Here is a 15,371-nt window from a genome sequence, read left to right on the forward strand (position 1 = left end):
TGTGCTGCAGATTGAGGCCGGATATACGACAGACAACCTGCTCTTGTTATCAAAAACTGGAGGCCTTGCAATGAGGGGGGAGACCATATACGACCCTCCCAGGTAACGGCAAAGTCAAAAACAAAGCGCGCTTCTTCTGGGATGGCCGGGTTTCATCTCGTCCTGCGGTGGTGCAGCCGACGCCCATGGTCGAGATGAAACTCGACCTTCCCAGGTAGCGGCAAAGTCAAAAGCAAAACACGTTTTTCTGGGAGGGCCGGGTTCCATATGATCGTTCCCACGCTACCAAGTGGGACTATGCACAGCCTGGAGGGCTTTGTTAGCAGGAGCGACGCAGCGCATCCCGGCCCAGCGTGTTTTCTCTATATACATGATCGTTCCCATGCTCCTGCGTGGGAACGATCGAAATGCTAACGCTCCGACTGTCGCGAAGCGTCTACCTCCGGCAAAGCCAGCGGCCCAAGACCGTGAACCGCTCGCTTTGTTGGCTCCAGATCGTTCAGGTTACGGATTCTGTGGCCACCGACTGAACAATGAAGGTATCTCTAGCAATGTTTCCAATTGCATTGGTAGTCATAGAGTCAAAAGTAGCGCCTACTACCCCGCCGATCAACGGAATCGTTTTACCTAAGTTGATCACGCCTTTTTCGCCAAATTTTGTCAGCAATCTGAAGCCCACTTTTTGATTGATCGCCGTAATCGTTTTGCCACTAATATTTTTGATGGTGCTTTCGGTCAATTTCCGGCCCACTACTATGCCGATATCCTTAAGAATATCCTTGGCCGCGTTACCGGTAAGGCATGCATACACTAGCGTCTTGACGCGGTCGTCATTCAAATCATTACCACCCATGTGGGCAATAGCAGCGATCATTCTGATCTGAACGTACATGACGCTAGCAACGTTTGCTGGAATCGCTACCGGCATAGTTATGATCCCACCCAGACCCGTTAAAAAACCGGATGTACCCGCTTTGGTATTTTGCCAACGGATAAGAGAGTTAGCTTGATCTATGAGTGAGCCCGAGCCGGACATGTAATTGGCGGCCATTTCGCCTGCAGAGTCCATCCCTACCACACCATTGACAGCCTTATCGTAGGCCCAATCCAAGGCCTGCATGATTTTCCCTTCGCTAAGTTCGCTCGCCATTGGTCTTTCTCCATTTGTATCGTTATGCCTTTATAGGCATTTCTTTTGCCTACAAAGCCGACCATATCCAAACCGTACCGGCCATATGCTACTACCAAAATACGCTATTGGTTAGCATGATCTTCTATTAACAAATGCAGCCTGCGGGAGTATGTGCTCTGGGCTCACGCGCCAAGGGCACCTTTCGGGCCGGCTCGGATATTGACCTGACCCTTAAAGGCAGCGCCCTGACACTGGAAGACCTACTGGCAATCGAAAATCAGATTGATGATTTGCTATTGCCCTGGTCGGTCGATCTATCGCTTTTCGAGCATATTGATAACGACAGCCTGCGCGAGCATATCCAGCGGATGGGCGTGGTTTTTTATGATCGTTCCCACGCTACCAAGTGGGACCATGCACAGCCTGGAGGGCTCTGTTAGCAGGAGCGACGCAGCGCATCCTGCGCTGCGTTCCCACGCGGAGCATAGAACGATCAACGCTGGCGCGCCGCCCTTCATTACATCTGCATGAAGATTGCCCCAACGGTTACTCCATGCAACACCTCTGTAACCTCACTCCGGTTAGCTGGTGTCATTTCCAGATCGCGCAGCCTGCTGCGCGCCAACAGACTGACACCGAGGTGCCCATGTACGCTGAGAAAGCCGTTATTCGCGTGCACCGCGATTTGCAGGTGCACACCTGGTTTTACCCCAACCCCGCTGCCGAATCGACCATCATTCTGGTCAACGGCTCGCTGGCCACCAGCGCCTCCTTTGGCCAAACCCTGCGATACCTGCAGCCGCTGTTCAATGTGGTGCTGTTCGACCAGCCCTACAGTGGTCAGTCACGCCCCCACAATTGCAATCAGGTATTGATCGGCAAGGAAGACGAGGCGTTGATTCTGCTGGATTTGATCGAGCATTTTCGGGCCGATCAGGTGCTGTCGTTCTCCTGGGGCGGAGTGGCAACCATGCTGGCGCTGGCGCAGCGGCCGGATCGGATCAAGCGCGCGGTGATCACCTCTTTCTCGCCGATCATCAATCCGGCCATGCAGGATTACCTCGCCCGCGGCAAAGCCTTTCTGGCGGCCTGCGACCGACAGCAGATTGGCCATTTGATCAACGAGACGATTGGTGAGTTTTTGCCGCCGCTGTTCAAGCGTTGCAACTTCCGCCATGTCAGCAGCCTCGACGAGCAGGAGTACGCGCAGATGCTGATGCACATCCGTCAGGTACTGGAACTCGACAGCAGTCAATACATGGGCTGTGTCAGCAACATCGATATTCCGTTGCTGTTCATCAACGGCAATTGGGACAAGTACACCAGTCCGGAAGACGCTTTGCACTTTGGCACCTTGGCACCACGCGCAGAATTCCAACGCATTGCCCATACCGGACATTTTCTGGATCTGGAGCACAAGACCGCCTGGCAGGACACCAGAGCGGCGGTAGAGAATTTCGTCCTGCGCGATACCTCAATCATCGAGAGCAACCCACGCCAGCCTATGGCGCTGGCTGGCTGAAAAGGTGCTGCCGACCGCAAAGTACGGCGGCACCAGCAGGGCTCAGGGGTTCAACGAGTCGAAGACGGTGATTTCCGCGTCGGCAGCTTGGGCGCGTAGGGCAATCAGTTGTTTGATCTTGCGGTGCGGGAACACGTAGAACTGGTTCTCCTCTACCGCCTTGAGTGTCTGCTCGGCGATATCGGCAGCCTGAATCTTGCCCTTTTGTACCGCCGCCTTGGTCAGCTCGGCACGCTTGAGCATCATCTCGCTAGGCTGAATGGTGTCGGCCTTGTCAGACGGGCGATTACGCTGCGAGTCGGAGATACCGGTAGGGAAGAAGGCCGGGCACAGGCAGGTAACGCCAACGTTGGCGCCCACATCGCGCAGGTCCAGCGCCAGGGTTTCCGAGAGCGCCACCACAGAATGCTTGGTCACGTTATAGATTGCCATGCTCGGACCATTCAGCCAGCCAGCGGCGGACGCGGTATTGATGATATGACCTTCGCCTTGCTCGATCAGCATGGGGGTGAACACCTTCACACCCCAGACCACCCCGTACAGATTGACGCCCATCACCCATTCCCAATCGGCCACAGTATTTTCCCAGGCTGGGCCGCCAACACTCACGCCAGCGTTATTGAAAATCAAATGCGCTGCGCCAAATTCCTTTTTGCACAGATCGGCGAAGGCCTGAACCTGCTCCAGTTTGGAAACATCGAGACGCATGGTGGCCGCAGGGGTTCCCGGATGAGCAGCTTCTACAATCCGCAGGGTTTCCTGCATGCCGGCCTCATCCACGTCACCCAGCACCAGCTTCATGCCCCGTGCCGCGCAGCACAGAGCCAATTCGCGACCCAAACCACTGCCGCCACCGGTAATGGCCGCCACTTTGCCTTGTAGATTCTGCATGCTGAGCTCCTTTGCACCCGCGCCTCGCTTATGCGGGCGCCGATTGATTATAAACAGGGTGAATAGCATGACGGGTTCGTCTGCATTCGACCAGCGCTATCGGTCGGGTTGATTGAACCCAAGCAGTGCAATTTATAACGACCGCTCTGCGGCTCAACTGGCCCAACAGCCGGAACAATGGCGGTCCGCGCCGACATACTGGTTTTGTCCTATAGTTAAGCCATGGTTGTGCACCAGCCGCACAATAACCCTGCCGGAAAACTGCCATGCTCGGACGCCTGTGGTTAGCCCTGCTCTGTGCTCTGCCCCTGATGACGCAGGGTGCATCCCCCTTACGCCTCAACACCGATATCTTCCCCCCCTACCAGGTGCAGGAAGGCGATCGACTTACCGGGAGTTCGGTCAAGGCACTGGCGTGCATTTTCAACGCCATGGATCGCGATTACGAAGTGCGTGTGCTGCCCTGGCAGCGGGCCGTTCATGAGGTCAGCCAAGGCAAGGCAGATGGCTTTTTTTCTGCTACCCGCACCAATCGCGCCAGCGATTTCGCCACTCTCTCCGCCCCGTTGGCACTGGAAAAGTGGTACTGGTACAGCAACAATGCCGAGCGCCCTGTCACCGATGGCACCGCCAGCGGCCTGCGCCTGGGCGGCGTACGCGGCAGCAATCAGGTCGACTGGCTGTTGCAACACGGCTATGAAGTGGATTTGTTGGTCACCACCACGTCCCAGCTGCTGCATCTGCTCAAGCGTGGCCGCATCGATGCATTCCTGGCCGACCAGCAGACACTGCGCATCGAACTCACTCAGCAACCGCTCGATCTGCGCCCGCGACATGCGCGTTTCCAGCAGTACACCACGTTAGGGGTGTATTTCTCCAATGCCCTGCTCGCCCGCGAACCAGCCTTTCTACCCCAGTTCAACATTCAGGTGTTTCAATGCATTCCCGAGATCGGGGTACTGCAGTCTGAAGAACGTGCGCGTCTGCAACGCCTGTACGATACGCTGTTCGAGAACTGGCGCCGCGATCCTCAACTGGTGCAAGCGGTGATGCAGCAAAACAGCGCCCACGCCAAGCTGCCGCTGAGCCGCATCCATGCTCTGGACAACCAGTGGTTGCGCGAGCAGCAACAAAGCGAAAAGCCGCTGATAGACAGCGTGCGCAGCGCGCCGCTATCGCTCTGGCTGGCGGAGCAACAGAATCGCTACAACGGCCTGATCAGCGAGATCATCGTGACCGATCAGCATGGCCTGAATGTGGCCACCAGCGAAGTGCCAACTGATTACTGGCAGGGCGACGAAGCCAAATTTGCCGAGCCTTTCTTTGCCAACCAGGATCGACCCTATATGGGCCCGCTGAGCTATGATCAATCAACCCAGCGTTACCAGGTGCATGTCAGCAACAGCGTGCGCCAGCCAAGCAGCGGTGAGGTGATCGGTGTGATCATTCTTGGAATCGACATTGAGCGGGCTTTGAAGATGGACAACAGTCTTTTTGCTGGAGAAACAGTCAACCCATGAGTTATCGCACTCTTTTGCAGAACATCAACATGGCGCTGCTGTTGCTCGCCTGCAGTGCTTGCGCTCCGGTACCCGAAAAGCCGCTGAGCAGCGGGCTGGTGCGGATCAACCTGGACGCCGATGTGGGCAACGAAGTCAGGGCCTATCGTGTGGACGGCGAGCTTACCCCCAGCATCCGCTTCGGCGATCTGACGCCTGGAACGCATAGTCTGCAGGTGCGCTATCACTTCGAGGTGCCGGGTGGTTCCGCGACGGGGGGCCTGCTGGAGGGTAACTACCGAACCTGCATACTGGAGATCACCTACGATGGTTTTATCGCCGGTAACCAGTATCTGTTGAAAGCCGAACGGCGTGGCTGGCGACCCGCAGCCTGGCTCTATGATCAGCAGACGCAGGAGAAAGTGGCCACCGCAAAAGAGGTACGCTGCGGTCCAGGCGTGTAACCGGTTTCCCAGAACAAACACAAAGCCAGGTTTCCTGGAACGGCCGGGTTCCATCCCGGCCTAGGCGATGCGGCTAACGCCTTTGGTCCGGATGTAACTGTACCTTCCGGGCAAAGCGCGACGCCCGGCTTACTTAGCAAAGCAGACTATACAGCCCGCCTCTCAGCAATCCAGCCAGAGGCGCGCCAGCGCTGCATCCAGGCAAAATCATTGGCGCTGCTTGTGCGATATTCAGCTGCCAGCCAGCCGTTGTAACCCGTTGCAGCCAACGCCGCCAAGGCTGCGGAATAATCCATTTGTCCCGACCCCGGCATGCCACGACCAGGTTGATCGGCAAACTGCACGTGGCCAATCCGGCCCGCAAGCCGCTGTATGCTCTCGGGCAGCGCTTCGCCCATCTGCGCCATATGATAAAAGTCCAGCTGCGCCGACAGGTTAGGATGCTCTATTCGCGCCAGCGTCGCCGCCAATTCCGCCGATCCCGCCAGCAAAAAATCCGGCATATCCAGCCGGTTGATCGCTTCGCAGACCACGCCAATGCCCAGCTCGGCAAAGGCATCGGCCGCCAGCGCAAGGTTACTCTCTAGCGTCTGCAGAGCCTGCTCCCGCTGCCAACTCGCCACCAGCCTTCCAGGCAGTACGTTGACCCGTGTAGGCTGCAGAATCTGAGCATACTCCAGCGCCAATTGCAGCGCTGCGGCAAACTCCGCTTCACCCCCGGGAACCCCGGCCAGCCCAGGACCACCTTGCAGCAGATCTCCAGCCGGCAGATTGAACAGTACCAGCGGCATTTCCTGGTGCTGCAGCTCATCGCGCAGCTCACGAGCCGGTACAGCATAGGGAAACTGGATTTCCACGCCGTCAAAACCGGCCCTGGCCGCAGCACCAACACGCTCCAACAGGGCAACTTCGGTAAACAACAAGGATATATTGGCTGCCAGCTTCCAGGCCATTGCACTCTCTTCACAAAGCAAAAACATGAGTTTAACCCCAATGTGGCCGGCTGAGTTTCGCGCCGCACGCGGCAGGGCTTCGCCTGGGCAGGTTTTTTCTTTAGACTTGCCGCCACGCCCCGTTCAGCCACGACAGCTGTTCGGGAGTCTTCCGCTATTGAACCGGAGCAAAAACATGTCGATGATCAAACGCCCTTTCGCGGCGCTGGCGGCCTTGTGCCTGTCTGCCGCCACGCTGTTTTCCACTGCTGCACTGGCAGAAACCACCACCTTACGCGTTTCGGCGATCCCCGATGAAGCTCCCACCGAGCTGATGCGCAAGTTCGAGCCCTTGGGGAAATACCTTGAAGCAGAGCTTGGCATGCCGGTCACTTTCCAACCGGTATCCGACTACGCCGGTGTGGTGGAAGCTCTGGGCGCCAAACGTCTCGACATGGCCTGGCTGGGCGGCTTTACCTTTGTACAGGCCAAGCTGCGTACTGGCGACGCCATTCCGCTGGTTCAGCGCGAACAGGATGAGGTCTTCACCAGCACCTTCATCACTGCCGACCCCGACGTGAAGACCCATGCCGACCTCAAAGGCAAAAGCTTTGCATTCGGCTCGGTCTCCTCCACCTCTGGCCACTTGATGCCGCGGTACTTCCTGCAGCAGGACGGTATTGATGCAGACAGCTTCTTCAGCCGTGTAGGCTTTTCTGGCGCCCACGATGCCACCGTCGCCTGGGTCGAGTCGGGCAAGGTAGACGCCGGAGTATTGAATTCATCGGTTTGGGAAAAGCTGATCGAAGAGAACAAGGTCAATACTGACAAGGTGCGCGTCTACGCCGTGACCCCGACCTACTATGACTACAACTGGACAGTGCGTGGCGACCTCGACCCTGCACTCGTCGAGAAGATCAAAGCCGCCTTCCTCGCGCTCGACCCTGCCAACCCGGAACACAAGGCGATCCTTGATCTGCAACGTGCTTCGCGCTTCGTGCCCACCAAGGCCGAAAATTACCAGGGTATCGAGGAAGCCGCTCGCGCTGCCGGCCTGCTTGAGTGAGCATCAGCTTGCATGGGGTGGGTTATACCCACCCCAACGGCACGCTGGCGCTGAAGGACATCAGGCTCGACATTGCAGCAGATGAGCAGGTTGCGATAATCGGCTCCTCAGGCGCCGGCAAGACCACGCTGCTGAAATTGCTGGCGACCAGCCTGCTTGCGTCTCGCGGCGAGCTGCAATTACTGCAGCACGACCCGGCACAACTGGGCCGAGCCAAGTTGCGACAGCTTCGCAGTCGCATCGGCTTGATTCACCAGAGCCCGCCACTGCCACCACGTCAAAGGGTGGTCACGGCGGTACTTGCCGGCCGGCTGGGTCAGTGGTCGCTCGCGCGGGCCTGCCTCTCGCTATGCTATCCCACGGATATCCAAGGCGCCCGCGCGGAGTTGGCGCGCCTCGACCTGGCTGACAAGCTGTTTGCCCGTTGCGACCAGCTATCAGGCGGGCAGCAACAGCGTGTCGGCATCGCTCGCGTGCTGTATCAACAATCCGATCTGATGCTCGCCGACGAACCTGTCTCCGCCATGGACCCGGTGCTTGCCGAGCACACCCTGAGCATTCTTGGCCATGTCGCCCGCGAGCGTGGCATACCCTTGGTCGCCAGCTTGCATGCGGTTGAATTGGCATTGCGCCACTTTCCTCGTGTTATTGGTCTGAGAGCAGGCGAGATTCTCTTTGACAAGCCCGCCGACTCAGTCAGCCAGCAGGATCTGGATGCGCTCTACGTCAACACCGGCCTGGGTGAACTGGCTCAGCAGCATGGCGCCACCACGGCGCAGCGCCCGCGTAACCCATGTCTGTGACCAACGCTGCTCGGCGCTGGCATGACCCTGCGGCCGCGCCTCGGGCACTGTTCACTCTAGCCTTGCTGATACTGTTGTGGCCCGGTCTGCACCTCACCGAGTTTCGCCCGCAACAGTTGTTTGACGCTCAGAACAGAGAAGTGATGGGGCGTTTTCTCGCCGGTTTCTGGCCACCGGAAACCAGCGCGGAGTTTCTCTTGCTGCTGGGCCGCGCCACATTGGAGACCCTGGCCATGGCGACGGCCGGGCTTGCTCTGGCCCTGGCCCTGGCCATCCCGCTGAGCCTGATTGCCAGCCGCGCGTTGTCCATCTCAAGCCTGCTGGGCGGCACACCCAGTTGGGTCGGCCGCCTGCTGCGCTACCCGGTGCGGGTGCTGCTGGTGGTGCTGCGCAGCATTCCCGAGATCGTCTGGGCCTTGCTGTTCGTGCGCGCAGTGGGGCTGGGGCCGACCGCCGGAGTGCTGGCGATCGCTATCACCTACAGCGGCATGCTGGGCAAGGTCTACGCTGAAATCTACGAATCGGTTGATCCGCAGCCAACCCGCGCCTTGCTGCAAAGCGGCAGCTCGCGGTTGGCCGCGTTCCTGTATGCAGTGCTTCCCAACGCTGCGCAGGAGCTGACGTCCTACACCTTGTATCGCTGGGAATGCGCGGTACGCGCCTCCGTGATCATGGGCTTTGTGGGTGCCGGAGGCCTGGGCCAGATGATTGATCTGTCAATCCGCATGTTTGCCGGCGGCGAAGTGGTCAGCATACTACTGACCTTTCTATTGCTGGTGCTTATGGCCGATCAGATCAGCCTGCTACTGCGCCGGAGGCTGGCGTGAAATCGGGAATTAATGCCGCGCTCTGGTTCCTCGCAATCGCCGCTGCGGTGATTGCGTCCTTTGTCTATCTGCAACTGGACTTCCCCAGCCTGGTTCTAGCTGACAGCCGCGCACAGATGCTTGACTACGCAGCATCCTTCTTCCCACCCAATACCTCACCTGACTGGCTAACCAAGCTTTGGCAGGGCGCGCTCGAAACCCTGGCTATCTCAGCTGTCGGCACCTTGCTAGCCGCCTTTTTGGGCGCGCTATTGAGTTTGCTGGCCGCCGGACGCCTGGGAGGGCTGGCCAAGGCTGCCTGTCGCCTGCTGCTCAATGCCCTGCGTTCGGTACCCGAACTGGTATGGGCGGCGCTGATGGTCTTGGCGGCAGGCCTGGGTCCCTTCGCCGGAACCCTGGCTATCGCCCTGCATACAACCGGCGTACTCGGCCGGCTATTCGCCGAGGCGCTGGAAAACACTCCTCCCGAGCCAGCCGAAGCCCTGCGTCAGGCCGGCGCCAGCGCCACCAGCGCCTTTCTCTACGGCACCCTGCCCGGCGTCATACCCCAATGGCTTGCCTACAGTCTGTACCGTTGGGAGAACAATATTCGCATGGCGGCGGTGCTGGGGTTTGTGGGCGCCGGCGGCCTGGGCCAGATGCTCCACGTCACGCTGAGTCTGTTTCAGCAGTCAAAGGCGATGAGTGTGATTCTGGCCATGCTGGCGATGGTGTTGCTGGTGGATGCGTTGAGTGGGTGGTTGCGGGCGCGGCTGGGGTGAGGTGGCGCGCTGCAATGCTGGTGTCGCAGTAGGGCGGACAACGCCACAGGCTTGTCCGCCATGCCGGAGTGACTTTGACCATCTATTTTTCAGATCTGATTCCTGCGCATTTTGCGGGCCACTTTTTTGGCTGGTTACCGCTTTCGCCTCTAGGCGAGCCAAGGGGGCATGCTTGCCCATGCCCCCTTAGCAATCCCCCAGGGCACCCAGCTGCGCGGCCCTTCGGGTTCGCTGCGTTGCTCAAGCGGCCGGGGACACTTGCAAACTCGCTTCGCTCAGACACCGCAAGCGCCTTTCTCCCGGCAGCTCTGCGCTACTCGCCCACTCAGATGGGGCTGTTTAGCCGTGCAGCGGCGGGTTTTTGTAGTTTGAACAGGACAACCAAACCGGAAAATCACGCAGATCTCCAGCCTTTCTTCCCCCTTCCAAGCTGTCGAGTAACGCAGGATTTGAGCGATTAAGCCGAGGACTGTTTGAGCGAAGCGAGTTCCGCAGGCGCGCTCAAATCCGAGTAACGCAGAGAAGCCGCAGGCCAGCTTGGCCGGGGGTGCCCTTTCTTTGGGTTCCGTTTCTTTGGGCAAGCAAAGAAAGGGGACTCGCCAGCAAGGCGAAACGCGCGCCCGATTAAAGCACATGAAAGAGTAGAATGCGCCAAAAGCGGTGGGCTGCAAGGTCGGGGACTATCTGTCGCCCCGCTCCTGCACCAAAACCCAAGGCCTGATCACCACCGCCCACAGCGAATCCGGATCCCGTTCCGCCCAGTCACCCGCCTGCGCATCAGTCGCCACCCGCAAGTGCTGGCCATCCATCCAGATTTTGATCTGCTCGCTGTCGTCTTCCATCATGGCAGCAGCCACCTCTACCAGGTCCAGCTCGGGGGCGACTACCAGCAGATCGCCGCGGGCAAAGTGCGGCTCCAGGGTCTTCCATTCAATATTGCCGGTGGCGCCGACAATGGCTGCGTAGGCTTCGTCAGACAGGGTCATGGGGGCAGGTCCTTTCAAATATCAAAGGTTGGCATGGTAGCCAGCTGCGGCCGACATGCAAGAAATCGTCGGCAATGTCGCCAAAAACAGCCTATTCTGTCTATCGGCATGTCGCCATACAGACACAATGTTGCAGTTAACGGACATTGGCTGACAAATCGACCAAGGTCGATTCCCTGCATCGTTGCCGGTTGCTAAACTGCGCCGGTACAGTTCCGATCAGGCTGTGTATTTCATAATAAACCGGAACAAGCCAAGACTACTTCGGCAAAACAACACAAGTGAGCAGATGACATGAAAATGGCACACAAGAAAGCACTTTCCCAGATTATTGCCGCCGCCGCACTGGTCGGTTTCAGCGGCTATTCACTGGCTGCAGACACCATCAAGATTGCGCTGGCCGGCCCAGTTACCGGCCCAGTGGCCCAGTATGGCGATATGCAGTTCATTGGTGCCAAGATGGCCATTGAGCAGATCAACAAGGATGGTGGCGTGAACGGCAGCCAACTCGAAGGTGTGGTATTCGATGACGCCTGCGATCCCAAGCAGGCCGTGGCCGTGGCCAACCGTATCGTCAACGACGGTATCAGCTTCGTGGTGGGTCACCTCTGCTCCAGCTCCACTCAGCCGGCTTCCGACATCTATGAAGACGAAGGTATCCTGATGGTTACCGCAGCTTCCACCAGTCCGGAAATCACCGAGCGCGGATATCAGCTGGTGTTCCGTACCATCGGCCTGGACAGCCTGCAGGGCCCGACCGCCGGCAAGTACATTGCCGAGCAGGTCAAGCCAAAGAAAGTCGCCGTCATTCATGACAAGCAGCAGTACGGCGAAGGTATCGCCACCGCCGTACGCGACGTGCTGACCGAAGCCGGCATCGAAGTGCCGCTGTTTGAAGGTGTGACTGCCGGCGACAAGGACTTCTCCGCGCTGATCGCCAAGCTGCGTCAAGCCGAGGTCGACTTCGTTTACTATGGCGGTTATCACCCCGAACTGGGTCTGATTCTGCGCCAGGCATCAGAGCAAGGCCTGGATGTGCGCTTCATGGGCCCTGAAGGCGTAGGCAATACCGATATTTCCGCGATTGCCGGTGAAGCCTCCGAAGGTCTGCTGGTTACCCTGCCCAAGGCCTTCGACGAAGATCCGAAGAACGCCGACCTGGTTGAAGCCTTCAAGGCCAAGAACGAAGATCCCTCCGGTCCCTTCGTGTTCCCTGCCTACGCCGCCGTACAGGTCATCGCCGATGGTATCAAACTGGCTGAAAGCACCGACACCGAAGCCGTAGCCGAAGCCCTGCGCAGCAACAGCTTCGACACGCCCACCGGCACCCTTGCCTTCGATGAAAAGGGCGATCTGAAAAACTTCAACTTTGTCGTTTATGAGTGGCACGCTGACGCCAGCAAAACCGCACTGACCGAGTAAGTGAACTGACTCCGGGCCTGTCCAACGTCAGTTGGCAGGCCCGGTTTTTTGTTGATGCCCGTCTTTGCGGACCTGCATTGCTCCTCTTGTATTTCGGTGTCATGGCTATGCCAGAGTCCCTTTATTACTTTATTCAACAGCTGTTGAACGGCCTGACCGTCGGCAGTACCTATGCCCTGATTGCCATCGGCTACACCATGGTTTACGGCATCATCGGCATGATCAACTTCGCCCATGGCGAGATTTACATGATCGGCAGCTACATCGCCTTTATCGTCATTGCCGCGCTGGCGATGTTCGGTATCGAGTCGGTACCGCTGCTGATCTTTGCCGCTTTCGTCATCAGCATGATGGTGACCAGCGCCTACGGTTACAGTATCGAACGCGTGGCCTACCGCCCATTGCGTGGTGGCAATCGCCTGATCCCGCTGATTTCCGCCATCGGCATGTCCATCTTTCTGCAGAACCTGGTACGTATCGCACAGGGCTCGCGGGACATTGCCATGCCGAGCCTGATTACCGGCGGTGTGGATATCGGCCCGCAGGAAGGCTTTCACGCCAGCCTGTCGTACATGCAGATGATCATCTTTGCAGTCACTCTGATCACCATGGTGCTGCTCACCCTGTTCATCTCTCGCTCACGCATGGGCCGCGCTTGTCGCGCCTGCGCAGAAGACCTGAAGATGACCAATCTGCTGGGTATCAATACCAACGGCATCATCGCCCTGACCTTCGTGATCGGCGCAGCGCTGGCGGCGATTGCCGGCGTACTGCTGGGCATGTATTACGGCGTGATCAATCCCTATATCGGTTTCATGGCCGGGCTCAAGGCCTTTACCGCAGCCGTGCTGGGAGGGATCGGCAGCATCCCGGGCGCAGTGCTCGGCGGGCTCTTGCTGGGCGTAACCGAAGCCATCACCGCTGGCTATTTCAGTACCGAATACAAGGATGTGGTGGCCTTTGGTCTGCTGATCCTGATTCTGCTGTTCCGCCCCAGTGGCATTCTTGGCCGCCCGGAGGTGGAGAAAGTATGATGCGCGCCAATCTCAAACCGGCCGTTATTTCTGCCGTTGTCGTTGTGGTGCTGTCCGGCCTGCTGATGGGGGTGCGCCTTAATCAGGATGGCACCGGTCTCTCGCTGGTCGGCGCCGGCCCCGATGTGTACTGGAAAATCGCCGCCGCCGCTGCCTTCATGTTCTTCTACAACCTGTTCCGCGATCACCTGGCGGCGTTGTGGAAGGCCATGCCCGGCTTGCCGAAAACCCCGACCCAACTGATCGAGGTGAGCAAGAAGCCGATCCTGCGCCGACTGTTCTGGTGCTTCCTGATTGCCCTGGCGATTCTCTGGCCCTTCATCTCCAATCGCGGCGGTACCGATCTGGCAACCCTGGTGTTGATCTACGTGATGCTGGGGCTGGGATTGAATATCGTGGTAGGCCTCGCTGGCCTGCTCGACCTGGGTTACGTCGGCTTTTATGCTGTGGGCGCCTATGGTTATGCGCTGCTGGCAATGTACTTCGACATCGGCTTCTGGACGGGCCTGGTAGCGGCTGGCGCGCTGGCTGCACTGTTCGGCTTCCTGCTCGGTTTCCCCGTGCTGCGTTTGCGTGGCGATTACCTGGCCATCGTTACCCTGGGCTTCGGCGAGATCATCCGCATTCTGCTCAATAACATGACCTGGCTGACCAATGGGCCCAATGGCATTGGCGGCATCCCCAAACCCACCCTCTTTGGCCTGGAGTTCAGTCGCCGAGCCAGCGAGGGCATGCAGAGCTTCCACGAATTTGTCGGCATCGATTACAGCTCGGAGCACCGCGTCATCTTTCTGTATCTGCTGGCGCTGCTGCTGGTGCTGATTACCCTGTTTGTGATCAACCGCCTGCTGCGCATGCCGATTGGCCGCGCCTGGGAAGCCCTGCGTGAAGACGAAATCGCCTGCCGCGCGCTGGGTATCAACCCGACTGTAGTCAAACTCGGCGCCTTTACCATCGGCGCCAGCTTTGCGGGGTTTGCCGGCTGTTTCTTTGCCGCGCGTCAGGGCTTTATCAGCCCTGAATCCTTCACCTTTATCGAGTCCGCCATCATCCTTGCCATTGTGGTGCTGGGTGGCATGGGGTCGCAGATTGGCGTCATTCTGGCCGCCATCATCATGACCGTGTTGCCGGAGATGGCCCGAGAGTTCAACGAGTACCGCATGCTGCTGTTTGGTTTGATGATGGTCCTGATGATGATCTGGCGCCCGCAAGGGTTGCTGCCGATGAACCGTCCGCATCTGGAGTTGCGCACATGAGCCGCCCGTTACTTGAAGTGTCCGGGCTGACCATGCGCTTCGGCGGCCTGCTGGCGGTGGATGGCGTACAGCTCAGTGTGCACCCAGGCCAGATCGTTTCCATGATCGGCCCCAATGGCGCTGGCAAGACCACGGTCTTCAACTGCCTGACCGGCTTCTACAAGCCAAGCGGCGGCAAGATCGTTTTTGATGGTCGTGAAATCCAGGGCTTGCCCGGCTTCAAGGTTGCACGCCGGGGCATGATCCGCACTTTCCAGCACGTACGCCTGTTCAAGGAGATGACCGTGGTGGAAAACCTGCTGGTGGCCCAGCACCAGCACATGAACACCAGCATGCTGTCTGGTCTGTTCAAGACCCCGGGCTACCGTCGCAGCGAACGCGAAGCCATGGAGCGCGCGGCCTACTGGCTTGATCGGGTAGACCTGCGCCAATTTGCCAACCGCCCGGCCAATACCCTGGCGTATGGTCAGCAACGCCGCCTGGAAATCGCTCGCTGCATGGTGACCCAGCCCAAGCTGTTGATGCTGGACGAGCCGGCCGCAGGCCTCAACCCGCGGGAAACCGATGACCTCAAGGCATTGATCGCGGAGCTGCGCGACAATCATCAACTGACCGTGTTGCTGATCGAGCACGACATGAAGCTGGTGATGAGCATTTCCGATCAGATTGTGGTGATCAATCAGGGCCGCCCGCTGGCCGCCGGCACGCCGGAGCAGATCAAGCAGAATCCGGACGTCATCAAAGCCTACCTGGGTGAAACCTGAGGAATTGCCAGT

At 58.6% G+C, this 15,371-nt stretch carries 16 protein-coding genes; 12 read left to right on the forward strand and 4 right to left on the reverse strand.

The window, feature by feature from the left end:
• Positions 1 to 499: 499 nt before the first annotated feature.
• Positions 500 to 1,150: an EcsC family protein gene (locus V7756_RS17015; protein ID WP_335611389.1), complete on the reverse strand. Its 651-nt coding sequence runs from the start codon at positions 1,148 to 1,150 to the stop codon at positions 500 to 502.
• Positions 1,151 to 1,284: 134 nt separating this feature from the next.
• Between V7756_RS17015 and V7756_RS17020 the strand changes: the two genes are divergently transcribed.
• Positions 1,285 to 1,572: a nucleotidyltransferase domain-containing protein gene (locus V7756_RS17020; RefSeq protein ID WP_335611390.1), complete on the forward strand. Its 288-nt coding sequence runs from the start codon at positions 1,285 to 1,287 to the stop codon at positions 1,570 to 1,572.
• A 206-nt stretch (positions 1,573 to 1,778) separates the two neighbouring features.
• Complete coding sequence (locus V7756_RS17025; protein WP_335611438.1) at positions 1,779 to 2,654, forward strand: alpha/beta fold hydrolase; 876 nt, start codon at positions 1,779 to 1,781, stop codon at positions 2,652 to 2,654.
• Positions 2,655 to 2,696: 42 nt separating this feature from the next.
• Here the strand turns inward: V7756_RS17025 and V7756_RS17030 are convergent, their stop codons facing one another.
• The gene (locus V7756_RS17030; protein ID WP_335611391.1) at positions 2,697 to 3,545 is read right to left on the reverse strand and encodes an SDR family NAD(P)-dependent oxidoreductase; all 849 of its coding nucleotides are present in this window, start codon (positions 3,543 to 3,545) and stop codon (positions 2,697 to 2,699) included.
• 266 nt (positions 3,546 to 3,811) lie between these two features.
• Here V7756_RS17030 and V7756_RS17035 point away from each other — a divergent pair, with 266 nt between their 5' ends.
• Positions 3,812 to 5,065 (forward strand): transporter substrate-binding domain-containing protein, encoded by a 1,254-nt coding sequence (locus tag V7756_RS17035; RefSeq protein WP_335611392.1) that lies wholly within the window; start codon positions 3,812 to 3,814, stop codon positions 5,063 to 5,065.
• The gene (locus tag V7756_RS17040; protein WP_335611393.1) at positions 5,062 to 5,508 is read left to right on the forward strand and encodes a PA0061/PA0062 family lipoprotein; all 447 of its coding nucleotides are present in this window, start codon (positions 5,062 to 5,064) and stop codon (positions 5,506 to 5,508) included. Before V7756_RS17035 ends, V7756_RS17040 begins: the two co-directional genes overlap by 4 nt.
• 146 nt (positions 5,509 to 5,654) lie before the next feature.
• Here the strand turns inward: V7756_RS17040 and V7756_RS17045 are convergent, their stop codons facing one another.
• The gene (locus V7756_RS17045; protein ID WP_335611394.1) at positions 5,655 to 6,461 is read right to left on the reverse strand and encodes a hydroxypyruvate isomerase family protein; all 807 of its coding nucleotides are present in this window, start codon (positions 6,459 to 6,461) and stop codon (positions 5,655 to 5,657) included.
• A gap of 181 nt (positions 6,462 to 6,642) precedes the next feature.
• Between V7756_RS17045 and V7756_RS17050 the strand changes: the two genes are divergently transcribed.
• From V7756_RS17050 to phnE, 4 genes are read left to right on the forward strand one after another with little or no spacing between them, the layout of a single operon-like run.
• Positions 6,643 to 7,506, forward strand: coding sequence for a putative selenate ABC transporter substrate-binding protein (locus V7756_RS17050; RefSeq protein ID WP_335611439.1), 864 nt, complete (start codon positions 6,643 to 6,645; stop codon positions 7,504 to 7,506).
• The gene (locus V7756_RS17055) at positions 7,503 to 8,309 is read left to right on the forward strand and encodes a phosphonate ABC transporter ATP-binding protein (RefSeq protein WP_335611395.1); all 807 of its coding nucleotides are present in this window, start codon (positions 7,503 to 7,505) and stop codon (positions 8,307 to 8,309) included. The genes V7756_RS17050 and V7756_RS17055 overlap by 4 nt, the downstream gene beginning before the upstream one ends.
• On the forward strand, positions 8,300 to 9,136 hold the full coding sequence (locus V7756_RS17060; protein WP_335611396.1) for a PhnE/PtxC family ABC transporter permease: 837 nt from the start codon (positions 8,300 to 8,302) through the stop codon (positions 9,134 to 9,136). The genes V7756_RS17055 and V7756_RS17060 overlap by 10 nt, the downstream gene beginning before the upstream one ends.
• A complete protein-coding gene (gene phnE, locus V7756_RS17065) occupies positions 9,133 to 9,897 on the forward strand; it encodes a phosphonate ABC transporter, permease protein PhnE (RefSeq protein ID WP_335611397.1) in 765 nt (254 codons plus the stop codon). The genes V7756_RS17060 and phnE overlap by 4 nt, the downstream gene beginning before the upstream one ends.
• Before the next feature lie 680 nt (positions 9,898 to 10,577).
• On the opposite strand, the gene V7756_RS17070 is transcribed toward phnE, so the two are convergent.
• On the reverse strand, positions 10,578 to 10,877 hold the full coding sequence (locus V7756_RS17070; RefSeq protein WP_335611440.1) for a DUF2288 domain-containing protein: 300 nt from the start codon (positions 10,875 to 10,877) through the stop codon (positions 10,578 to 10,580).
• Between the two features lie 300 nt (positions 10,878 to 11,177).
• Here V7756_RS17070 and V7756_RS17075 point away from each other — a divergent pair, with 300 nt between their 5' ends.
• The 4 genes from V7756_RS17075 to livG all read left to right on the forward strand — a co-directional run bounded on the left by V7756_RS17075 (position 11,178) and on the right by livG (position 15,359).
• Entirely contained in the window at positions 11,178 to 12,305 is a 1,128-nt protein-coding gene (locus tag V7756_RS17075; protein WP_442909021.1) for a branched-chain amino acid ABC transporter substrate-binding protein, read from the forward strand.
• A gap of 107 nt (positions 12,306 to 12,412) precedes the next feature.
• Positions 12,413 to 13,339: a high-affinity branched-chain amino acid ABC transporter permease LivH gene (gene livH / locus V7756_RS17080; RefSeq protein WP_335611398.1), complete on the forward strand. Its 927-nt coding sequence runs from the start codon at positions 12,413 to 12,415 to the stop codon at positions 13,337 to 13,339.
• Positions 13,339 to 14,595 (forward strand): high-affinity branched-chain amino acid ABC transporter permease LivM, encoded by a 1,257-nt coding sequence (livM, locus tag V7756_RS17085; RefSeq protein ID WP_335611442.1) that lies wholly within the window; start codon positions 13,339 to 13,341, stop codon positions 14,593 to 14,595. The genes livH and livM overlap by 1 nt, the downstream gene beginning before the upstream one ends.
• Positions 14,592 to 15,359, forward strand: a complete 768-nt coding sequence (livG, locus tag V7756_RS17090) for a high-affinity branched-chain amino acid ABC transporter ATP-binding protein LivG (RefSeq protein WP_335611399.1) — start codon at positions 14,592 to 14,594, stop codon at positions 15,357 to 15,359. Before livM ends, livG begins: the two co-directional genes overlap by 4 nt.
• The last annotated feature ends 12 nt before the right edge of the window (positions 15,360 to 15,371 follow it).

The sequence above is a fragment of the Halopseudomonas sp. genome (assembly GCF_036961105.1).
Lineage (GTDB): Bacteria > Pseudomonadota > Gammaproteobacteria > Pseudomonadales > Pseudomonadaceae > Halopseudomonas.